Origin of the sequence: Xanthomonas euvesicatoria pv. euvesicatoria (assembly GCF_020880415.1) — a bacterium.
In the GTDB taxonomy this organism is placed as follows: Bacteria; Pseudomonadota; Gammaproteobacteria; order Xanthomonadales; family Xanthomonadaceae; genus Xanthomonas; species Xanthomonas euvesicatoria.
The window spans coordinates 46,284-69,258 of the sequence record NZ_JAJIUJ010000015.1; the positions used below are offsets into that span (position 1 = coordinate 46,284).

12 protein-coding genes, 1 other RNA gene and 2 pseudogenes are annotated in these 22,975 nt (G+C 64.6%); 2 read left to right on the forward strand and 13 right to left on the reverse strand.

The genetic code is table 11. The features are described 5' to 3' along the window. Window positions 1–713 precede the first annotated feature (713 nt). Window positions 714–1,948, forward strand: a pseudogene (locus tag LN450_RS01880) (type III secretion system effector protein). Window positions 1,949–2,271: 323 nt separating this feature from the next. Here LN450_RS01880 and xopP read toward each other — a convergent pair. From xopP to LN450_RS01895, 3 genes and pseudogenes are all read right to left on the reverse strand, one after another. Continuing rightward, window positions 2,272–4,417: pseudogene (xopP, locus tag LN450_RS01885) on the reverse strand (type III secretion system effector XopP). Window positions 4,418–5,092: 675 nt separating this feature from the next. Continuing rightward, a complete protein-coding gene (locus LN450_RS01890) occupies window positions 5,093–5,818 on the reverse strand; it encodes an AraC family transcriptional regulator (RefSeq protein ID WP_011346712.1) in 726 nt (241 codons plus the stop codon). 131 nt (window positions 5,819–5,949) lie between these two features. Next, window positions 5,950–6,408 (reverse strand): hypothetical protein, encoded by a 459-nt coding sequence (locus LN450_RS01895; protein ID WP_011346711.1) that lies wholly within the window; start codon window positions 6,406–6,408, stop codon window positions 5,950–5,952. Window positions 6,409–6,692: 284 nt separating this feature from the next. Between LN450_RS01895 and LN450_RS01900 the strand changes: the two genes are divergently transcribed. Then, window positions 6,693–7,118 (forward strand): hypothetical protein, encoded by a 426-nt coding sequence (locus LN450_RS01900; protein WP_372178235.1) that lies wholly within the window; start codon window positions 6,693–6,695, stop codon window positions 7,116–7,118. Window positions 7,119–7,357: 239 nt separating this feature from the next. Here the strand turns inward: LN450_RS01900 and LN450_RS01905 are convergent, their stop codons facing one another. The 10 genes from LN450_RS01905 to lexA form a co-directional block, all read right to left on the reverse strand. Continuing rightward, the gene (locus LN450_RS01905) at window positions 7,358–9,478 is read right to left on the reverse strand and encodes an alpha/beta hydrolase family protein (protein WP_011346709.1); all 2,121 of its coding nucleotides are present in this window, start codon (window positions 9,476–9,478) and stop codon (window positions 7,358–7,360) included. Window positions 9,479–9,631: 153 nt separating this feature from the next. Next, a non-coding RNA gene (locus tag LN450_RS01910) (sX9 sRNA) lies at window positions 9,632–9,706 on the reverse strand. 61 nt (window positions 9,707–9,767) lie between these two features. After that, window positions 9,768–10,604 (reverse strand): transporter, encoded by an 837-nt coding sequence (locus LN450_RS01915; RefSeq protein ID WP_008571897.1) that lies wholly within the window; start codon window positions 10,602–10,604, stop codon window positions 9,768–9,770. 706 nt (window positions 10,605–11,310) lie between these two features. Next, entirely contained in the window at window positions 11,311–13,281 is a 1,971-nt protein-coding gene (locus LN450_RS01920; protein ID WP_011346708.1) for an OPT family oligopeptide transporter, read from the reverse strand. A 430-nt stretch (window positions 13,282–13,711) separates the two neighbouring features. Continuing rightward, a complete protein-coding gene (locus LN450_RS01925) occupies window positions 13,712–14,530 on the reverse strand; it encodes an HDOD domain-containing protein (RefSeq protein WP_033478574.1) in 819 nt (272 codons plus the stop codon). Between the two features lie 209 nt (window positions 14,531–14,739). Next, complete coding sequence (locus LN450_RS01930) at window positions 14,740–16,332, reverse strand: alpha/beta hydrolase family protein (RefSeq protein ID WP_039417573.1); 1,593 nt, start codon at window positions 16,330–16,332, stop codon at window positions 14,740–14,742. Between the two features lie 432 nt (window positions 16,333–16,764). Beyond that, a complete protein-coding gene (locus LN450_RS01935; protein WP_011346704.1) occupies window positions 16,765–20,013 on the reverse strand; it encodes an error-prone DNA polymerase in 3,249 nt (1,082 codons plus the stop codon). A gap of 174 nt (window positions 20,014–20,187) precedes the next feature. After that, a complete protein-coding gene (locus LN450_RS01940; RefSeq protein ID WP_011346703.1) occupies window positions 20,188–21,606 on the reverse strand; it encodes a Y-family DNA polymerase in 1,419 nt (472 codons plus the stop codon). A 9-nt stretch (window positions 21,607–21,615) separates the two neighbouring features. Continuing rightward, window positions 21,616–22,269 carry a translesion DNA synthesis-associated protein ImuA gene (gene imuA, locus LN450_RS01945; protein ID WP_011346702.1) on the reverse strand — a complete coding sequence of 218 codons (654 nt, stop codon included), beginning with the start codon at window positions 22,267–22,269 and terminating at the stop codon, window positions 21,616–21,618. Window position 22,270: 1 nt separating this feature from the next. Continuing rightward, window positions 22,271–22,876 (reverse strand): transcriptional repressor LexA, encoded by a 606-nt coding sequence (gene lexA / locus LN450_RS01950; RefSeq protein WP_011346701.1) that lies wholly within the window; start codon window positions 22,874–22,876, stop codon window positions 22,271–22,273. Between the last annotated feature and the right edge of the window lie 99 nt (window positions 22,877–22,975).

Below are 22,975 nucleotides of genomic sequence, written 5' to 3' on the forward strand. Positions count from 1 at the left end.
TACCGCGCGTTTGCGCGGTAGCGGCAGGTTACTGCGCATTTCCACGTCAAGCGCTAGCTGTTTCGCGTTAGCCACAGCTTCGATCGCGCAACCAGCATGCGCACTGCGCGATGTTCGTTACCAGGCCGCGATGGAGCACCCTGACGCGAGCGAGGTTTACCTGTCGCTCCCGTCCAAGGTCATGTAGGTCGCGTCGATGACGACGCTCGGTCGCTATTCGCTTCCCGGATGACGATTACGCCAACTGGCGTTGCTTGGGATTGGCCGCATTGCAGAATGTGCCGCTAGTCACTGGAGCACGGTATGGAATCTCGGATCACCCCGACCTCTGGCGCAGCAAACTTGCCGCTTCCTGCAGCCGATGACGCGGCGTTACCACGCAGCCCGGCGACCGACGACGATCGGCACCACCGCACTGATGCCCGATTGGCTGGACTAACGCCCCGCCGCAGCGCGGCGCGGACCAGCACAGCCACCGCGCTCGATTGCGTAATGCCGGACGCCGCGGCAGCAGGAGCATCGGCGCGCCTGCCTCGGCTCCCGTCGTAAATCGCCCGGATAGACCTCTATTCTCGATCATTCGGCCTATCGCGTTTCTAGCCACCAGGGCCGACATCGGCGGCCATCGCCACCCGATGAGCCTGTCCGAAAGCGCTGTTGTCTTCTCGCGCTCCAAGGCGACATTGGGAGGCAGCGATGTGGGCATGGTCGGGATGCTCGATGGCCAGGAGCATCTTGTCAAAACCGGAATTTCGCGCAGCCTGCTGGGTCAGGCAGTGAAATGTTGCGCGAAGGGGCAAGGCGCGGAGGCCAACAAACGCTTGGGCTACATCGTCGGCTCGGCAGCCAGGCTGCTTGAGGGCAGCATGGACAAGCAGGCCACGCAGCAATGGCTGACACTGGCCTTCCATGCCTTTCTCGATACCGAAAAAGGTAAGAGATTGACGGAAAAAGCGAAGACGGATGCGTTGGACATCGACGATGTCTGCGAGATTCACGAAAGCCTGGTTGCTGCAGATCCTCGTCTACGCAATCCGCTTGGCATCCCGGCCTTGTTTGACATCATCAACGTCGCTGCCGCACAGGATTTGGTCAACGCGCTACAGGCACGCCATCTTCCGCGGCAACACATTCCGGACTCATCGCTGCTGACACTACCCGACAACGCCTTCATCGCCTCGCGACTGATTCATGATGCAGAGCCGCTGGATACATTCCTGACCAAGGCGTTCTTGCCGCCTGACGTTTCGCTTGCGCAGGCAAGCAAGCCGCTGCCCGTGTGAAAAGCGCAGCCGGCAGCGGTGCGCAGGCCGATGAACTCGCCGCAGACCACGCGCTGCTTGCGCGGATCAACGATCCGGTCAATCTTCGTTCGGGCAAACAGGCGTTGATCGATACCTTGCGCCACAGCGGTCTGGACGGGCTGTTCGCCTCGTTGCTGGCCAGGCTGACCCTGGGCGAAGCGTCTGATCTGGGCCCTGACAATATGCTGGTCATTCCCGGAGAAGATGCACGCCACAAGGTCGTCAGCATTGACGTAACCGGCTTTCGCTACGACCGGGAGAAAGATACCCCGGCAAATCCACGAGAGCCGCTTCGGTATGGTTGGGGAGACGTCGTCCAGAACCCGGCACGGGCGCTGCAAGTGCTGCTTGATGCCAGCGTGATGAGCAGCCGTTATGCGAAAGGCCTGGATGGCGTACATGCCATGGTGATTGAGGCGATACGCGAGGCGCTTGCCTGGCAAGCCACGCCTGAAGTGGAAATGGTCAAGCAGTGGTACGCCGCGCTCGATGTAGACTCCGCCACGTCCTCCTTGCGCTCGTTGGGCGCTCAGCTGAAAGACATGTCTGGCGCGGGTTGGATGCCGGATGCCGCGCTGGTGAATCAGGTGTTGGCACGCAATTCCTCCTTCCTCAGCAATGTGATTCAAAAATCCCGGACATGACGGTTGCGACCAGTACGTGCCACGGGCTGCACGTGCGCGATACCAGTACCGCCCACGGCGACGGTCAGGCGAACCACGCCTGGCCGCGCGCCAATGCCTGCGCGTGCACGGGCTCGCGCGTCGACACCGGCTTCATTCCGCACGGCGTTGGCGGGCAAAAAGACCGAGCTCCCTGCCCGCCGAATTGCCTCGATCAGATGCTCACCGTCTTCAGGTCCCTGCCTGGCCCGCTGCAACTGGCCACTCACGTTGAGCGATCCGTGGAGCCTTGAGCCGTGTGTTCGAGGATCTCTTCCTTGGTGAGGACAGGCGACGTGTCGTGATTAGCGCTGCCCACCAGCGCCAGCCACCCAAAGCTGGCCAAGCAGCTTGGAGCCGATGGTTGCCCGGTGCACCTTGGCCTCGGTATTTCCGAGGGCGCGCATCATCTCCTCCCAGCGTGCGCCCAGGTTGACTTCTCTCTCCGTCTTCAAGTGGACGGCGGCCAAGTCCTTATAGTCGAGCGCGCGCAGCGCGTCGGGGGGTGACCGGTCTTTTGGCATGTACGTGGACGAACCAGGGCCGCGGGATGTTTCCATTCGACTGCGGCGTGTGATCGATACGCACTTCGAATAGCCTGCCACGGTCGCCAATGTCGTCCTCCGAGCGAAGGCGGCGCGGCGACGTGACGCGTGCCAGTCCATTCATCGCCAACAGGCGCTCCAGATGCGGCGCACGTGGCTGCGGATCGGTCTTGAGCGCATCGGCTTCGCGCCGTTTGAAATCGTGCTCGATCCTCTGGAGAAGACGCAGCCGCGTGTCGAGGTGGTCGATGCGCGCGTCTCCTGCACGGAGTTTGCCTTTGAGCTGCAGCACACGCTCACTGGATCCGAACCAGCCCTGCATGGTGATCCTGGCAGAATCGAAGGCCGTCGCCGCGTCATATCTGGAGTCGCCGATCAGCCGCTCTACGTCGGTGGTGTCCTTGCCAAGGCGCTTGGCGAGCGCGATGAAATCGCCCCCGAGTTCTGCTACCGGCAACGACTCCAGACGCGTGCCTTTCAGTATCTCGTCGGCCTGCTTTTGCGCTGCGCTGCGCTCGTCCATGACCCGCCGCGCGGGCGCTGCCGCCGAGCTGGAAGCATCAGGCGTGCGCACGCGTGCCCTGCGCGGCCGGCTCGATTTGCCTGTTGTCGTCGTGGTTGTCGGCACGCTTGATGTTAGCGACGCCGGTGCCTGCCCGGGCGAGGCCGCTGCTGCGCCAATCAGCTGTCTGTCCTGGACGGCGAACTCACACATGTCAACAATCGCCTGACGTTGGTCGGCAAGTGCCTGTGCAAGATCGAGCATCGTTGGCCATAGATGATCTCTGGCATGCTCACCTGCTTCGATGAGCGCGGCGGCATCCACACACAGCTGCATCCCGGCTCGGCCGCGTATCTCGGCGTATCCGACGAGTACCTTTTTGCACCGGGCCAGCCCCTCCGGGGTGAGCGAATGCTCGGTTGAGGAAAAGCGTTCGACATGGACCTGGATCACATGCTTGAGCGCTTCGCCCACCTCAGCATGGTGAAGGCTGTCGATTTCTTCGAGTTCCCTCAGTCCGTCAAGCACCTGGGGCAGGCCGCACTCGCTGGCCTCATCGGCAAGTCGCCTTGAATGTATTTCGACGAGCATTCCGCGGACGGTCTGCATCCGTTCATGGCACGATCCCATCATCGCCCTGACGACCGGGAGATGGTCATTGAGCGAGTCACGCGGCCCCTGACCCGTCATCGGCGACCTGATGCGCTGGCAAACCTCCTCCATCGCTGCAAGCGCATTCAGAAGATGCCCGCGTAACGCAAGCCATGGTCCCGGTTGCTGCAGACGCATGGCGTCAGCGGACAACACCACCATCTCGACCCTTTGGGTATTCACATGGCCAAATTCGGTGGCCATTTTCTGATCGATCATCTTCTCGCATGCGCCGTAGTGAAGCGAGGCGGCTACTGCGAAATGCGGCACCAGGAAATTCTCGTGTTCTTCGACGTTGTCGACCGGCATGCGTTTTTGGATATTCAGCTCGGCCAGCGCCTGCAAGGCTTGTCGAGCGGATTCGATCGCAGACTTTCCGGATTCGAGTCTTGCTTCCAGCGCTCTGATATCCGCTGGTGCGTCACGTTTTTGTGCCAGGTCGTTGAAGCGTTTCAGCCTGGATGAGGCCTTGCTCAATACTTCGAAAGGATCTGGCCCTTGCGGAACTGGCGCCGCGGCAAAGAGCGCCGCCATGACGTCCTGTGCGTTGGTGGACGATGCCGCTGGAAGATTGGCTCTGGAGGCTCGGCCCAGCCGTCGCGGCCTGATGGAAAGTCCGCCGAGTTGCGCTGAGGGCGCCGCACTGGCGGCAGAGCTACTTGCGGCTGATCCCGAGCCCGATGGTGTCGGTGCAGTTTGAATCAATTGCGCGGGATCCGGTGGGGCCTGCTTGGTCGATTCAATTTTAGGCACGGTGCATCCTCCGATATCGCCATTCGATTTGCTCGCACACCGCGCCCAGTTTTCCCCGTCCCGGAATGTGCGTGGAACGTGGCGGCGCCTTACGCCAGGCCTTGCGAGCCGGCAGCGATGCGTGTTGCCACTGCGTGGCGCAGTCACCGCGTGACCCGTGCCATGGCGCTCGAACCGCCTGCCTCATCGTGTTGCATGCTGCAGTGCCTGCCTCACTCACTGCTGGCTCGACCCGGCATTGTTCATCATGCAATTGCGGATGACGTGCAGCGAAAACCGTGTTGCCGTTTCAACGCAGGAAGCACGACCCACTCATGTCGATGTGCGTGACATCGCTGCCTTAGTAAACCACCGAATGCGGCGCGGTTTGCATGCGGCGCGAATGCGTGGTGACTGAGACGAAGACGAGCCGGCTGCGCATGCAGTTGTTCAATGACCAGACGAGGCGGTCAAGGCATCTCCCAATAACTTGGGCACCTCTCAAGACCCGTCATCATGTCCGATGCCTTTGAATCATCGGCACAACGCTCAGGAATCAAGAAACGACGCAATGTTGCAGATCCGGTGGACGCCTATCCATGGCAAGCCCTTGTTCGGAAACCTCATCAGGCAGTTCGAGAGAATTTTCAGGCTCAACGCACGTCTTGCGCATGCACGTTGAGATCGCCCCGCCCTCTACACTGGTTCGGCTGAAAACTGCTGCGCATTCGCCAACGCACGATATTCGCGCGGCGTCATGCCGACCGCTTGCTTGAATTGCCGCGCGAACGCGCTTTGGTCGCTGAAGCCGCAAGCGTGGCCGATTTCGGTAAGGCTCTTGTTTCCGTGCAGCAGATGCATCGCCATCTGCAGACGCAGCTTGGCCAACACTTGCTGCGGCGTGAGCTGGAATACCTTGCGGAACGAGCGCTGCAGCTTGGACATGGAAAACCCGGTGATCTCCACCAGCGCCTGCATGCGGACGTTCTGCGCGTAATTGGCGTTGAGATACGCCAGCGCAAGTCGCAGCTTTTCGTACTGCGATTCGTGCCCGTCCTGCGGGCCCAGATCGCGCGAGATGCCGATGATGCCCTGCACCTTGCCATTCACCAGCAACGGACGCTTGCAGGTCAGGCACCAGCCAGGCTCACGGTTAGCGAACAGGTGGAGCTCCAGCAGGTTGTCGATCACCTCGCCGGCCAGCACCTGCTCGTCCTGATTGGCGTAATTGGCGCCCAGGCCACTGGGATAGACCTCGGCAACACGCTTGCCGATCAGGTCCTTGCGCGATTTCAGCCCCAGCCGCCGCAGCATGGTCTGGTTGACGTGGGTGTAGCGGCCCTCGCGATCCTTGACGAAGAACAACACGTCCGGCACGGCATCGAACAACGCTTCAAGATCGGCAGGATCGATGCTCTTCATGCGAGAGGGTTCATGCAGGGCAAGGTGCTCGAGACCGGGAAAGGCGCATCAAACCAGGCGCGCGATCGAAACGATTCGCCCCTGCCGCGCCATGATACGCCGCATGCGCGATCGGCCTGCGGCCGGAGGACTCAGCGCGAGGTGTTGCCTGCGTCCACTGCCGCCGGTGCAGGCTTGGCATCTCCCGCCGCAGCGGTCGGGTTACCGATGCGATCCAGCGGCACCTGTCGCGCACGCCAGCTCTGCACTACCGCCGCACCGGCCTGTGAGCCCACCTGCACGCGCAGCCGCGCGCTGCCGCCGGGCGCGATGAACTCGATCTCGCAGTCGCCCGCGGCCATGCAGCTATCGGCCGCAAGGGGATCCACCAGTTGCCAGCCTTGCTCCATCACCGCCTGCGCAAACGCGCGATACCCCATGCCGGATTTCAGCACGGCCGGCAATGGCACGCTCGTATCGCCGCCTTGCTCGGAAGACGCAACCGCCACCGGGGCGCGCGCGGGCGCAACGGCAGGCCGCGACGCGGCGCCCAGGGCGGGACTGCAGATCAGAGCGATTACCCACAATGCGGGGCGGAACGACGTGCGCATGCAAACGGTCCTTGCGGTCCTGGCAGGGAACTTGGAAGAGGAAGATGCGCTAGTTTGACATGCCTGTGATGCGCTGCGGCAATTGCATTTGGGATGCATTGGCCCGTGATCTGCACCGCGGCGTTGCAAGCGGTTCACGTCAAGCGTACTCATCCAGCGCGCGGAATGTCAGTGGAACGGCCAGACGCTCCGGATCGACGATTGCCGCCGGCGGACTCATCGGTATCAGCGCGTCCACCGCCGATCCGGTCGCCATCGTCGCAAGCAAGCTGCATCATTGCGGTTTGCGCGCGGAGTTCCCGATGGCCATTGCCAATGCTTCAACCCCAACGTCTTCAACCTATGCAGTCGGCCAGCTATGGCGCTGCCGCGGGCGCAGTGCCGCCGAAACGCCGCTACTGCTGATCAACCAGATCGATACGCATCCGCAGGGTGGCCAGATCCTGCACGTGACCATCAGCGAGGTCCAGGTCCGTCATGCGGGAATGCCCAACGGAACGCTGGACACGCTGCCGCACATTCCGGTGATTGCACAGACGCTGGAGCGCAGCGCTGCCGAACACGTCGGCGACAGCACGCCCAATCAGGCGTATCTGCCCGGGTATGCCGAGTGGAAGGCCGCGTTCGACGCCGGGCGTGCCGGCTCGTTCGGGATTGCGGTGTCGGAAATTCTAGACATCGTGGAAGGCCAGCTGGCCAAGCGCGGCTAGCGCTGCGCAGGTATCAGGTGGGCATGGACTGCCGGCAAGACTGCAGTGCACGCGCGGCAGATGCGAGGTGGAATAGCGGCTGCGTGCTCTGGCGGTGCGCGCAGTCGGCGCGCTAGCACTCCAGGCGCAACGGGCAGGATGCGGTTGCCAAAACGCTGACTTCGACAACGCCCATCGCCCAGGGAACGCATTCGCTCAAGCAACCGACACGCCGCGCCTGGCGGCGTGTCGGTCGTCCGTCACTGACCGATATGCTGCTTCAACCAGCCATTGACGGTGTCATGCCACAGGATGCTGTTATCCGGCTTGAGCACCCAGTGGTTCTCGTCCGGGAAATACAGGAACTTGGAATCGATGCCCTTGCGCTGCAGCGCGGTGAAGGCAGCCAGGCCCTGTTCGACCGGAATGCGGAAATCCTGCTGACCGTGGATGACCAGCATCGGCACCTTCCACTTGTCTACGTGGAGCACCGGGTTGAACTTCTCGTAGCCGGCCGGGTTCTGCCACGGCGTGCCGCCATTTTCCCACTCGCTGAACCATAGTTCCTCGGTGGCATAGCCCATGGTGCGGTTGTCGAACACGCCGTCGTGGTCGACCAGGCACTTCCATGGTTGATTCCAGTTGCCTGCCATCCAATAGACCATGTAGCCGCCGTAGCTGGCGCCCAATGCGCAAGCCTTGTCGCCGTTGAGGAAGCCGTATTGCTTCTGCGCGGCGGCCCAGCCTTTTTGCAGATCTTCCAGCGGGCGGTCGCCCCAATGCTGGCTGATGGCGTCGGTGAATTCTTGGCCGTAGCCGGTGGAGCCGTGGAAATCGATCATCACCACCGCGTAGCCCTGGCCGGCGTAGGTCTGCGGATTCCAGCGGTTGCTCCAGCCATTGCCGAAGCTGCCCTGCGGGCCGCCGTGGATCAGGAACGCCACCGGGTAAGTCTTGCCCTGCTGGTAGTTGTACGGCTTGACCACGTAGCCGTGCACGGTGTCGTTGTTCCAGCCCTTGAACTGGAACTGCTCGTAGTCGCCGAACTGCACGTCCGGCAGCAATTCGCCAGCGCTCTGGCTGATCGCGCGCAGCCCCTGGCCTTGCGTGTCGCTGACGAAGATCTGGTCGCCGCTCTTGAGCGAGCTGCGGGTGAAGGCCAGCGTATTGCCGGCCAGCGTGGGGGCGTGCACGCTGCCCTCGCCTACCAGCTTGGTCGCCTCGCCGCTGGCGATATCGATCTTGAACAGTGGGTGCTCGCCGAGTTCGTCGGCACTGGTGTAGAGGCTGGCACCGTCTTCGCTCAACACGATCTCGCCCGCCGAGCGGTCCCACTTCGGCGCGATCTCGCGCGTCTTGCCGCTGGCCACATCCATCGCCATCAGGCCGAAGCGGTCGGCCTCGAAGCCCGGGCGCTTCATGGCGCGGTAGTACAGCGTCTTGCCGTCGGTGCTGAACACCGGGCCGGCATCCCAGGCCGGGTTGGCCGCGGTCAGGTTGACCGGCGCGGACTTGCCGGTCGCATCCAGGCGGTACAGATCGAAGTTGGTCTGCCACGGCTCGTCGTTGCCGGTGGGCTTGCCGCTGGCCTTGGCATTCTTGCTCGCCTCCGGGCCATGCGGCTGCGGAATGCGCACGCTGGCCACCACGCTGCTGCCATCGGGCGACCAGGTGTAATCGTCGTTGCCGCCGAACGGCTTGGACGGCGCGTCGCCGGCCAACGTGGCGCTGATCGCCGATGCCCCGACCACTGCCTTGGCACCGGCCGCAGGCAACTCGGCCACGAACAGGGTGTTGCGGCGGCCATCGTTCCAGGTGTCCCAATGACGCACGAACAACTGGTCGTACACCACGCCGCTGGCCTTGTTGTTCTTGAGCTCGCCCAGCTTCTTCTTGGTGCAGCCCAGGTCCGAGCCGCAGTCCTGGAACACGCCCGCGCTGAAGGCGATGCGCTTGCCGTCCGGCGAGAGCTTGTAGCTGTCCACGTCCACCGCAAATGCGGTGAGTTGCTGCGGCGTGCCGCCGGCCATCGGCTGCGCGTAGAGCTGCTGGCTACCGGATTTGCTGCTGAGGAAGTACACCGTCTTGCCGTCCGGCGACAACGCCGGGCTGTTGACGTTCCATCCTTCCGGGGTGAGCCGCTTGGGCGGCGCCAGATCGCGCGTGCGCAGATTGCGCACCCACAGGCTGGTGGCCGGCTTGCCATTGGCGGTCTTGGCCTGGCGCTTGGCGAACAGCACCACGCTGCCATCCGGGCTGAGCGTAGGCGAGGACACCCGGTCCAGCGCCACCATGTCGCGCACATCGAAACCGCGCGCAGCGGCAAGGCTTGGCAGGGCAGCCAGCAAACACAGGGGCAGTACGGCGTGACGCAGCTTCATCGAGATCTCCGGCAACGGCAAAACGTCGATGGTAGGCGTTGCTGCGGCGCACGCGCAAAGGCAGAGAGGTCCTGCGGCGCGACGTGGTGCGCCGCGCACGCATGCGTCGCCCATGCCGCTGCACGCGACACGGGCGGCTGGGCGCTTTAGAGCGGCTTACAACGTAGCGAGCAGTCGTCAGGTGGGTGCGGACGGTGCACTCAAAACCGGCGTGGACGAGTGGTACATGCCGATTCCGGGCACCGGCCGCGCCCGCCTGGCGGCTGCGCAGTCGTTTTGTTCGCTGCTCTTAGAAGCGGTGCGACAAGCCGACGTAGACCTGGGTGTCGGGCGTGCGGTCGTTGAGGCCGAAATTGGCGCCTACGTCCAGCTGCAGGAGCGGATTGAGCAGATACGACGCCGCGATATCGGCCGAGTACTGCTCCACGGTCTGCGCCGGATCGCGGTTGATGGAGGACCACACCTCCACCGCCATCGACAACTTTGGTGTCAGTGGGCGCGCCAGATTGATCACGTTGACGATGGCCACATGCTTGCCGCTGCCATCGCTGTCGGCCAACCAATCCAGTTCCGGACCGAACGTCAGCGAGAAGCTGCTGGGCAGCACGAAGTTGACCGGCAGCGCCAGGCCGCCTTCCCAGGTGTCGTTGCCCAGGCCGGTACGCGCGGTGGGTGCCTTCACGAACGGCAGCAGCGCCACGCTGGCGGTGTCGCTCTCGTACACACGCGCCTTCATGCGCAGATAGAGATCGCCGCCGCCGCTCAGGCTGCTGCGCGCACCGGTGGCGCGGTCGGTGGTCTTGACCTGCAGTTGCGGCGCCCAGTTGAGTTGCAGATCGATGCGGTCGCTGACGCCGTACTTGAGCGTGGGATTGGTGAAGTACGCCGTCTCTGTGCGTGTGCCGGGCTGGCTGTCGCGCGTGTAATTGCCGATGTCGGTTTCCAGTTGCCACTCGCCAGCCGGCACGGTGCAGGTGGCATTGGCCTTGGTCGGCCGATCGGTGCAAAGCGCCGCGTCGGTGGCGTCTTGCGCCTGCGCCTGAACTGCGAGGCTGCTCAGCGCTGCCGTAACGATGACGGCGAGCAGTGTCTTGCGGGAAGACGAGCGCGAGGTGATGGTGGGCATTGCGGTGATTCCAGGGCAAAGCGCGGCACGAATCGCATGACCGTGCCGCGCTGAAGAGTGGGAGGTGGTGCGTTACGACGCGCGGTATGGCGGCGCTGCACTTGGTCTGCAGTGCCGCAACTGCGGTTTTTTCGGGGCGGCGTCGGTGCGGTCGCGATGCGATGCACACGCCCACTGCAGGGAAGTGCGCGGGCCTGCACTGCCAGACACTTGCCTGGCGTTGCGGCGTCATGCACAGCGCATGAGCGCACCACGGTCTACCGCGTGGTTGGGATCAGATCAGTCCAGGCATGCAGCACTCGTAGCGCACCGTTGTGCGGGAGACGGCACGATAAGCAGCAGCGGCATAAAGTCGCTATGCACGGCAGTTGCGCAGGGCGTAAAGCCGGCGCAAAGACATTGAATCTGGATGGCGGGTTAGCGGGTGGCTGTGCAGGCCGCGATGCCCGCATGCGGCAGTGCTGCACGGTTTGCATGCGGTGTGCAGGACGCAGTGGCAGCGATGCAATCGAAACGGCGAATCGAGCTCCATCGTGCGCAGGACCTGGCGCCATTGCAGCGCTGGCATGTCTTCGCCAGGTAAAGCCCGGGGGCCCAGACAGCTGTTTCCCGTTCCCTCACAGCTGTGCTGGATCAAGCTGCGCGCACAACCAGGCGCGGCTTGCAGATGGCGCATGCGGGGCGCATGCGCCATCTGGCATCACACTCAGGCGGCCTGTTCGCCGCGCTTGCCAACGCGATACAGCAGCCAGCCGACCAGGGCCAGAATCGCCAGGCCGACCCACTGGTTGAGCTGCAGCGCGGCCGGCAATGCCAGCACATCGGCACGGCTGGACAGCACGATCGGCACCGCGATGGCGATGCCCATCAACGCCTCGCCGGTGATCAGGCCAGCGGCAAACAGCACGCCCGGGCGATGCACGCGGTCACGGCCGTCTTCGTCGTCGGCACGGATGTTGTGGAAGCGCTCCACCAGATGCGCGATCAGGCCGCCGAGGAAGATCGGCACCATCAGTTCCAGCGGCAGATAGATGCCGATGGCCGCGGCCAGCACCGGTACACGGAAGCGCTTGCCGTTGGCCTTCAACCATTCGTCCAGCGCGATGATGGCCGCGCCCACGCCGGCACCGATCGCGATCATGCTCCACGGCAGCTGGCCACCGAACAGGCCCTTGGCCACCGAGGCCATCAGCGTCGCCTGCGGCGCGCCCAGCGAGTTGGGATGCTGTGGCGTTGCTGGGCCGATGCCGTAGGCTTGAGCCAGCAGGTTCAGCACCGGCGCCATGATCAACGCGCACGAGAACGCGCCAATACCCAGCATCAGCTGCTGTTTCCACGGTGTGGCACCGACCAGATAACCGGCCTTGAGATCTTGCAGGTTGTCCCCGCCCACCGCCGCCGCGCAGCACACCACCGCGCCGATCATGATCGCGGCCACTGCGCCCAGCGGTGCAGCGCCGATACCCACCGGCACCAGGCCGCTCTTGCCGAGCAGCAACACCAGCACCGCCGAGGCGAACAGGATGGTGGAGATGGTGATGCCCGACACCGGGTTGTTGGAAGAGCCGATCAAACCGGCCAGATAGCCCGAAACGGACACGAACAGGAAGCCGGCCACGATCATGATGATGGTCATCGGGATCGACACATGCCACTGCTGCACGATGGCCTGATACAGGCCCAGCAGCGGCAGCGTGCACAGCACCAGCGCCACCAGCATCCACTTCATCGGCAGATCGCGCTCGGTCTCTGCAACCACGCCGCCGCCACTCTTGCGCGCAGCGGCAAAGCCGCTCTTGACGCCGGAAAACAGTGATTTCCGCAGCGAGAACAAGGTCCACACGCCACCGATCAACATCGCGCCGACACCCAGATAGCGAATCTTCGCGCCCCAGATGCCGAACGCTGCATCGGCAGCCGACGCATCGACCAGGCTCTGCGCCAGGGCCGGGTCCGAGCCCATGAAGAACTGCTGATACAGCGGGATGGCGATGTGCCAGGACAGGATCGAGCCGGACAGCACCACGATGCCCACGTTCAACCCGACGATGTAGCCCACGCCCAGCAGCGCCGGCGACAGGTTGGTGCCGATATAGCCCACCAGCCGGCTGCTGCCCAGGTAGGTGGCCTGCGCCCAGGTGTCGGGAATCACGCGCAGGCCGCTGGCCGCAGCCAGCTTGACCAGCGCACCGATGGCGCCGGAGATGGCCAGGATCTTCAGGCCCGGGCCGGGATTTTCGCCGGCCTTGAGCACTTCGGCCGCCGCCTTGCCTTCGGGGAACGGCAGCGGGTCTTCAACGATCATCGAGCGACGCAACGGCACCGAGAACAACACGCCAAGCAGGCCGCCCATGCCGGCGATGCCGAGCACCCACCAGTACTTGAAGTCCGGCCAGTAGCCCATGATCACCAGCGCGGGGATGGTGAAGATCACCCCGGCCGCGATCGACGAGCCGGCCGACGCACCGGTCTGGACGATGTTGTTCTCCAGAATGGTGCCGCCGCCCAACAGGCGCAGCACACCCATCGACACGACGGCTGCCGGGATGGCGGTGGCGATGGTCAGGCCGGCGAACAGGCCGAGGTAGGCATTGGCGGCCGAAAGCACGACCGCCAGCACGATGGCCAGCGCGACGGCACGGAAGGTGAGCTGGCGCGGCTGCGCGTCGTGGCTCATTGGGCATTCCCCTGTAGGCAAAAAATTCGCACCACGCTAGCGCCTGCGTCCACGCGAGTCCAGCTGCGGCGCGGCGTGACAGTGTGCGTGCGATGGCGGGTGGACGTCGCAGGGGCAACCGACGCACGCGCTGCCGGCTGGGTTGCAATCTGTCCGATCGCGGCGGTATCCGGCGCGTTGGCTGTTGAGGACGCGGGCATATTTCGAACCACGTTCACCCCCAGCGTCGATACAGGTGCGCCGCGCCGTGCAATTGGCGTCAGCTGCTGCCGGGTGGATGTTATTGCGCTAACGCGCCTGCCGGGATCTGCGCCCGGCGCGGCGATCACTGCACGGCAACAGCCCGACACCGCGCGTGCGACGCCAGGCGCAGAAGAGTGCGCGTGCGCCGCTACGCCGGGAATGACGTAGCAGCGCATCCTGCCGAGGGTTAGTGCAGCAACTCGGCAAAGGCGCGATCGGCCTCGATGACCTCCGGCAGCGCGGCGAACAACGCGTCCAGATCCACGCCGTCCATCAGCGGGCTGCGTATCGCTTCCAATGCCGCCGCGGTGGCGCCGCCATGTGCATGCAGCGCATCGCAGACCAGTACCGCCTGGGCCACCAGCAATGGCATGCGTGCCCCGTCCGGGGCCGCGGCGGGCCGGACCTGGTACGCGATGGCGTGCTGGATCACCACGGGCAGCTGCCAGCGCCGTGCCAGCTCGGCCCCGACTTCCGGGTAGCCGAAGCCCAGTTGCAGGGTTTCTTCGGCCGCATGACCGGCAGAGGAGGTTTCGTGATTGATGCGGCTGGCGTATTCCGGCGCACCGGACTGGATCAAGAGCTCGCCGATGTTGTGCATCATCCCGCAGGTGAAGGCCGTCTCCGGGTCCAGCCCCTGCTGGCGCGCCAGCAGGCGGCAGATGCCGGCCACTTCGAAACTGTGCCGCCAGAAGGCCTTGAGGTCGAAGCCCGGGCCAGCCCGGAACGCGCCCGTCATCGCCGACGCCAGCACCAGGGTGCGCAGGGTATTGAAGCCCAGCCGCATGGCCGCGTCTTCCACGCTGGTGGAATCGCGCAAGCCATGGAAGCGCGCCGAATTGGCCAGCCGCAACACTTTGGCGGCAATCACCGGATCGCGCTCGATACTATGCGCCAGCGTATCGATATCGGTCTGCGGATCGTCGAATTGACGGATCAGGTCTTGCGCCACCTTGGGCACGGTGGGCAAGGTGTGCAACTGGTCGAACAACGCCTCCAACTTCATGATCGCCTCGTGGGTGAAAGACAAGCCAGCGCGGCTGCGCGGACCTGCATGGTGTAGCACGGACCGGTTCACTGCCAATGACCGACGGCAGGATGATTCACTCAGGCTTCTGGCTGGGTCTGTACAGCGCACTGCCTCACCGCGTGGCCCAACTGACAGGAGAGGCAAGCGAACTGGACAGTTCACCGAGGCGACCGTCTCGGTGACCCTCAGTCGGCCTTGGCGCCACCCAGCGATTTGGATAAAAACGCCAACAGCTGGGTGTAGAACGCGCGTCGATGGGGCTCGGTGTAGAAGCCGTGGCCTTCTGTGTCGAAGTACAGCGTTTCCACTGGGGTGCCGGCCTGGCGCAACGCTGCTTCCATTCGCTTGCTGTGCTGGATGGGCGCGCGCTCGTCTTCGCCCCCTGCGGCCAGAAACACCGGCACCTTGATCTGCCTGGCCAGATTGACCGGCGAACGCGCGGCCAGGGTGGCCGGATCGCCCAACCATTGCTTGAGATAGTTCTCGCCGGAACCGCGCTTCTGGATATCGCCGCTGGTGAACATCATCGGCAAGTCGTAGACGCCCACATAACCGGCCGCGCACGCATACAGGCCCGATTCCTTGGCCGCCCCCATCAGGGCTGCGTATGCACCGTAACTGGCGCCAAAGATGCAGATCTTGCGTGCATCCGCATACCCTTGGTCAATCGCCCAACGCGTTGCATCGGTCACATCGTCCTGCATGGTGCCGCCCCACTGACGCGCGCCGGCGTGCTGGAAGTGGCGCCCATAATTGCCCGAGCCACGGAAATTGATCTGCAGCACCGCATAGCCCGCTTGCGCCAGCAGCTGCGCATCGTCGTCGAACTGCCAGCTGTCGAAGATCTCGAAGGGACCGCCATGGGGCATCACCACCATTGGCAGATGTTTGTCGCCCCCGCTGCGCGGCAGCGTGAGATACCCATGCAGTGGCACCCCGTCACGTGCCTGCAGTGCAATCGGCTGCACGGTGGCCGTGCGCTCGGGGTCGAACCAGTCGCGCCGACTGATCACATGCTGGGCTTTGTTCTGTTGCGTATCGAACACGTAGAAATCGCCAGGGTTGCTGCCCGAATAGGCTTCAAGCATCACGTAGCGACCGTCTTTGGTGCTGGAGGTCACGCGCACCGCATTGCCGGCAAAGGCCGCCTCCAGGCTGTGATACATCCGCGCCTGTGCCCCATGCTCGTCGAAAAAGCGGGTGCGGGGGCGGTCGGCCATGAAAATGGCGCCGACCGGGATGGTGGTGCCGTTGCGGTAGATGATCTCCAGGGGGTCGGCCACCGCGTCGCGCAATACCTGCTCACGGCGATTGGCCTGGATGTCCCAGCCGACGATCGCATCGGGGCCGTCGGCACTTTGCACGCGCAAGTACGCAATGCGCTCGTCTTGCGAAAAACCCAGCGGTGTTTCGACATGGCCACTGACCTGCTCGTCATTGATCAGCGCCCATTCGTCGCCCGCGCCCTTGCGGTAATACAGCTTGCTGACGTTGTCCGAGCCCGCCCCCTGCGCAAAGCGCACCTGCCCATGATGGTCGATGGTGAAGCTGGCGCGCTGAATCGGCGCACGCGCAAGCGGGAGGCGGCGGCCGGTGGTGACGTCGAGCTTTTCTGCGCGCGTATAAGGATCCTGCCCCGACATCGGCCAGATCGCCACGATCACGCTGCGGTCGTCGTCGGGCAAGGGGTCGGTCAGGAATGCGGCCACCGCTTCGGTCTTCTTGACCTTGATGTTGGTGCCAAGGCCGGTGCCGCGTGCGCGGTAACCCACCAGCAACTCGGCTCCGGTGCCATCGGCATTGATGGCATACAGCTCGCCGGTCGGCAGCGGCTTGTCGAGCAAGCCGTACTTCTGTGCAATGGAGATCAACACGCGGGTGTCGCTGACCCAGGCGAAATCGCTCACGTAGGTGTTTTTTTCCAGCACGAAGGTGGCGCCGATGCTGTTGTCCGAACGCCGCATGATCGCAAGGGCGGTCTTGTCTTCCATCGGCACGGTCGCGGCGAAATACGCGCCGCTGGGCGATAGCTTGATGTCGGCGAACTTGTCCTTCTTGATATAGGCGCCGACATCCACCTGGGCCGTGGCAGTGCCGGCCGCCATCAGCAGCACCAAGGCCGCAGGAATGATCCATTTCCGCATGTACGACTCCGTGTTGTAGGCAAACCGATGGCGAAATCTAGCAGCAATCCATGCACCTAAAAAGCGTCAATGGAAATCGCGCGAGGGCAGCTGCATGTCGCCGAGCAGGTTGCTGAGGTCGTACAGGTCGCCGGCGATGAGATGCTCTACGCCGTCCACGCGTTCCCAGCGACCGCGCACGGCGAGCAGGCGCGATTCCAGCAGCGCACGGCGGCGACGCAGCGCAAGGTGCGACCAGACGATGACGTTGATCATGCCCTGCTCGTCTTCCAGGGTGACGAAGATGGTGCCCTTTGCGGTGGCCGGGCGCTGGCGCTGGGTGACCAGGCCGGCCACATGCACGCCGCTGCCGTGGCGGCGGCCCTGCAATTCGCGCAGACCCAGGATGCGTCGCTGGCGCATCTGCGGCCGTAGCAGGGCCATTGGATGCTGGCGCAGACTCAGGCCGACCGAGCGGTAATCGGCAAGGATTTCTTCGCCGGCGCGCGGCGCCTCGAACGCCACCGGGCGCTCCTCCGGGCTGCCCGGCAATAGCGGACGACGCGCCTCCACCCCGGCCATGACCCAGCGCGCGGCGTTGCGGTTGCCCACCAGGCCGTGCAGAGCGCCGGCTTCTGCCAATGCCAGGCGTGCTTTTTCGTCGAGTGCGGCGCGCAGGCACAGATCGCCGATATCGGCGAACGCCCGCTGCGTGCGTGCGGCAACGATGCGCTGCGCCACCACTTGCGACAGTCCGGCGACCTGCCGCATGCCCAGCCGGATCGCCGGTTGTTCGCCAGGATCGGCAGCGCTGCGCCACGGCCGGCCGCCGACCAGGGTGTTGTCCCAGTCGCTGTGCAATACATCCACCGGCAGCACCTCCACACGCTCGCGCTCGGGGCTGCCGCGGCGCGCATCCTGCACGATCTGGCTGGCCGAATAGAAACCCATCGGCTGCGCGTTGAGCAGCCCGCAGGCGAAGGCGGCCGGCTCGTGGCGTTTGAGCCAGCAGCTGGCGTAGACGAGCTTGGCGAACGAGGCGGCATGGCTCTGCGGAAAACCGTAGGAACCGAAACCCTTGATCTGTTCGAAGATCTGGTCGATGAAGCTGGAGGCGTAGCCTTTGCCTTCCATCAATGCGCGAATGCGCAAGCGATGCGATTCCATGTCGCCACCGCGGCGCCAGGCCGCCATCGAACGGCGTAGCTTGTCGGCCTCGTCAGGGTCGTAGCCGGCGTGGATCACCAACTCCATGACCTGCTCCTGGAACAGCGGAATCCCCAATGTCGGCCCGAGAATTTGCTCTACGCCTTCGGAGGGATAGTTGATCAGGCTCTTGTCCTTGCGACGTTGCAGGTACGGATGCACCATGTCGCCCTGGATCGGGCCAGGGCGCACGATCGCCACTTCGATGACCAGGTCGTAGAACTCTGCCGGTTTGAGCCTTGGCAGCATGGCCATCTGCGCACGCGACTCGATCTGGAACACGCCGACCGTATCGGCGCGCTGGATCATCTTGTAGGTCGCCGCATCCTCATCCGGCAAGGTCGCCAACGTGTAGTCGCGATGACGGTGGCCACGCACCAGGTCCAGCGTCTTGCGAATGCAGGTCAGCATGCCCAGGGCCAGGCAATCGACCTTGAGCAGCTTCATGGTTTCCAGATCGTCCTTGTCCCACTGGATGATGGTGCGGTCGGCCATCGCGGCATTTTCCACCGGTACCAGCAACGACAACGGCTCGTCGGAGATGACGAATCCGCCCACGTGCTGCGACAGATGCCGTGGGTGATCGCGCAGGTGGTCTGTCACGAGCAGGATCTTGTTGATCAGCGGGTTGGCCAGATCGAAGCCGGCTTCTTCGATGCGCTGTTCCATCGGTGTTTCGCCATTGCCCCAGCCATAGCAATTGGCCAGCAAGGCAATCTGGTCCGGTGGCAGACCGAAGGCCTTGGCCACGTCGCGCACCGCGCTCTTGCCGCGATAGCAGATCACCGTCGCCGCCAGCGCTGCGCGTTCGCGCCCGTATTTGGCGTAGACGTATTGCAACACCTCCTCGCGGCGTTCGTGCTCGAAATCCACGTCGATGTCCGGCGGCTCGTTACGCGCCTTGGACAAGAAGCGCGAGATCAACAATCGCGTCTTGCTCGGATCAACCGAGGTGATGCTCAGTGCATAGCAGACTGCCGAATTTGCTGAAGATCCACGCCCCTGGCACAGGATGTCTTTGGAACGCGCAAACCGCACCACATCCTGTACCGTGAGAAAGAAAGCCTCGTATTCCAGTTCGGCGATCAACGCCAATTCGTTCTCGATGTCGTCGCGTATTTTCTTCGGCACTCCATCCGGCCAGCGCTCCCGCATCCCGGCTTCAGTGAGCTGACGCAGATAACTGGCAGGCGTATGCCCCTGCGGCACCAATTCTCTGGGATAGGTGTATTGGAGCTTGGAAATGTCGAAGGTGCAGCGTTGCGCCAGCTCCACCGTGGCCTGCAACAACCCATCCGGGTAGATATTGCCCAACGCGCGCCGGGTGCGCAGATGGCGCTCGCCATTGCGGAACAGGTGTGCGCCGCATTCGGCCAGCGGCAGCGTGTGGCGGATGGCGGTCAAGGTGTCTTGCACGATGCGCTCGCGACGCTGCGCCATATGTACATCGCCGCTGGCCAACGCGGTCATGCCCAACTGCTGCGCCAGCGCTTGCAGGACCTGCAGGCGTGCGACATCGTCCTGTTCGCGATGCAATTCCACTGCCAGAAACGCCCGCTCGCCGAAGACTTGTTGCAACCAGGCACCCTGCTCTGCCTGCGGCTGCGCGCCGGGTAGCCACAGTGCAAACACGCCCGGCGCCACATCGCGAAACTGCGCTTGCACCTCGGCCCGCCCCAAGCGATAAGCGCCCTTGCTGGCCGCGCGCCGCGCGGTGGTGATCAACCCGCACAGCTGCGGGTAACCGTGCGCGTTTTCCACCAGCAGCACGAAGCGGGTGCCATCGACCAGGGCGAATTCGCTACCGACGATCAACCGCACCCCGGTGGCGCGCGACGCTTCCAGGCCACGCACGATGCCGGCCAGCGAGCATTCGTCGGTGATGGCCAAGGCGCTGTAGCCGCAGTGTTGTGCGCGCACGAACAGCTGTTCGGCGCTGGAGGCGCCACGCAGGAACGAGAAGTCCGACAGGCAGTGCAGCTCGGCATAGGCGGGCAAGCCATCGGCAACGTGCGCATGGCTGATGTCGTCGTTGGCCGCGCGCAACCGTGCGGCCACATTCCAGGCGCGCGGCATGCGCCCGCCGGGCGTGTCGCGGTCTACGCCATCGATGGCGTCATCCCAGCTCATGGACGGCTGCCTTCAACAGCGCGCTGCGCCAGACGGTTTTTGCAATGCGCAGCAGATCGCGCCGTTGCAGATGCTGCTGCTCTTGCCTGCAGCCCTGGCATCGGCCACGCGCGCCCCAGCCGCAACCACCAGACAGCCGGTACCTGCTCCGATACCGCGCGAACATACGCGCGCTCACGCGAACCATCCATGCAGCATCCAGCCGTCCACCCGACCGGGCGCGGCGAAGGCCCAACCACGCCGGCCGCGCGCAGTCTCCACCACGTAGTAATCGCGACGGGCTTCATCGTCGTCCCACCAACCGCTTTCCAGCCGTTCCGGGCCGGACACGATGCGCAGGTGCGGGTCGTGCAGCGGCACCGGCTGCGGCAGCAACCAGGTGGGGCGCGGCGGACGCGGCGGCGCAGCGGCTTCGCGCACCGCATCGCCGATGGCGCGACGCCACGCGCGCTCCGGGCGCGGGTCGTCGGCCGGCAACACGCGATAGACCGCGTCATCGCCAAGCCGTGCACGCAGGCGCTCGCGCAGTTGCGGCCACTCCACCGATTGCTGCGCGCGCTGATCGAACAGGTCGCGCATGGCCGGTACGAACGGTGGCAGCTGCCGTGCCAGCAAGCGCATCGCCACCACCGGCCGCGGAATCTCCACCCGCTCCAGCCGGTTGCGGGCCAGCTCGAACAGCAAGGTGGGCGCGCGTTCCGGCGTGAGCAGACCGATCTCCACATCGGTCGCGCCTTCTTCATGCTCCAGGCGCAATAAAAACCGCTGCACGCCGCCATCGCGAATGGACAGATACGTGCACAGGTCGCCGATCAGCCGGCGCAACGGAAACAGCAGCGCCGGATGCGTTTCCACCTCATAGCCCAGCTCCACGCGGTGGTCGAAGTGGTCTGGCGGCGCGTAGCACTCCAGTGGGTCGTCGACCTGCCCGTAGAGGCGATCCAGGTGATCGAGCAGGTCCGCACCAAACCGCCGGCGCAACCCGTCACGCGGCAGGCCGCGCACCGCCGCGAGCGTGCGCACGCCCATGTGCTGCAGGCGCTCGCCGGCATCGTCAGGCAATGCAGCGCGGCGTACAGGCACCTTGTCGAGCGTGCTGTGCAGGGCCGGCAATTGCGTCACCACCATGCCGTCGCGCAGCCCAGCCAGCACGCGTGCGGCGCGCGGCGTGGGCGCCAGCGCAAGCCGGTGCTGGAAGCCCAAGGCCTGCAGCTCATCGCGCAGGCGACGCTCGAAGCGCGGCCAGGGGCCGAACAGGCGAAAGCTGGCACCGGCTTCCAGCACGATGGCGCGCGACCACTGCTGGCTGACCAGCGAACTATGCCGATACGCCCAGGCCGCAAGAAACCGCTGCGTGCGCGCTTCGTTTTGCGCGTCGTAATCGATGGTGCGTACCTGCGTCATCAAGGCATGCGCCGCCGATAGCCGCATGCCGGCCTTCAACCCAGCTGCGCCAGCGGCAGCATTGACCGAATGCAGGCTGCGCAGCTGCGCCGGGCCTTCCACCAGCGCCAGTGGCGCCTGCGGTTCTTCCAGACGCCGAAGGACGGCGTCCAGCGCCAGCTGCGGCAGCAATATGCAGGCCCACAACATGCGCGCGCCTCAATGCGCCAGCCGCAACGGCTGCGACGGCACCTGCCCGCCCCGGCATTTGCGCACCTGCCAGGCATCGCGCTCGGGCAGGAATTCCAGCCGCAAGGCCGCCGGCGATGCATTCACCGCATGACGGCGGTCGCGCAGTGCGAACGCGCAGCAATTGCCGCTATCGGCCGCCACCTGCAACCGGCGCAGCGCACGCGCATCGCCGGTCTGCGGCCAGCCCAGTACCGCAGCGCATGCGCCGCTGCGCAGGCATTGTTCGAACGCCCATAACGCTTCGCGCGGCTCGGCCTGCACCACTTCCAGATGCTCCAGCACCACCCCGCCCGCCTGCCAGGCCGGCGCGTAGGGAATGAACGGCGGTGCCACCAATACCACCCGGCTGCTGCTGGCGGTCATGCGTGCCAGCGTGGGCAGCAACAAGGCGATCTCGCCGATGCCATGCGCAGGCAACAACAATTCGGTCAAGGCACGCCGCGGCCAGCCGCCATCGGGAAGCAATGCATCCAATGCCACATGCCCGGTGGATTCACCGCCATTGGCGGTGGCCGTGCCCTGGCCTGCACGCCAGACCGTGCGCGCGGCCAGCAGGGCGTCCAACGGCAGTGCCACGGCCGCATTGCCGTCCTGTCTGATGCGCGCCGGCTCCTGGCTCATGTCAGCCCTGCCGGATCAGGCCGCAGTACAGCCCTTCGATCGCGAAGTCGGCATCGGCCGCCACCACGATCGGCGCATGCGCGCGATTGCGCGGCAGCAGGCGGATCCGTTCGGCGCCGCGCTCCAGGCGCTTGATGGTGATTTCGCCATCCACCCGCGCCACCACGATTTGCCCGTCGCGCGCCTCGTTGCTGCGATGCACGCCCACCAGGTCGCCATCCAGAATGCCGTCATCGATCATCGAATCGCCCTGCACCTGCAGCAGGTAATCCGGGCGCAGCGAAAACAGCGCGCGGTCCAGCCAGAGCTGACGCTCCAGGCCGATATCCGCACCGATCGGCAGACCTGCTGCCACTCGCCCCAGCACCGGCAAGGCCAGCAATGCATCGCGACCGGCGCCTCCCGGTACACGGATGCCACGTTTCTGATTGGGCAGCAGCTCGATCAATCCGGCGTCGGCCAGCGCCTGCACGTGCTTTTGTGCGGCATTGCGCGAGGCAAACCCGAAGGCCTGCGCGATCTCGGCCAGACTGGGCGAGACGCCCGCCTGGGCCTGCTCCTGCAGGAACGCCAACACGGCGGCACGTTGGGGGGGAAGTGATGGCATCGGGGCGAGGCAGCAGGACGGGACAAGGTGTACATTTGTACACCAATCGATCGCAGCAGGCGAGACTGGCGTGCTGAGCCGCTTCAGCACGCCACTTGC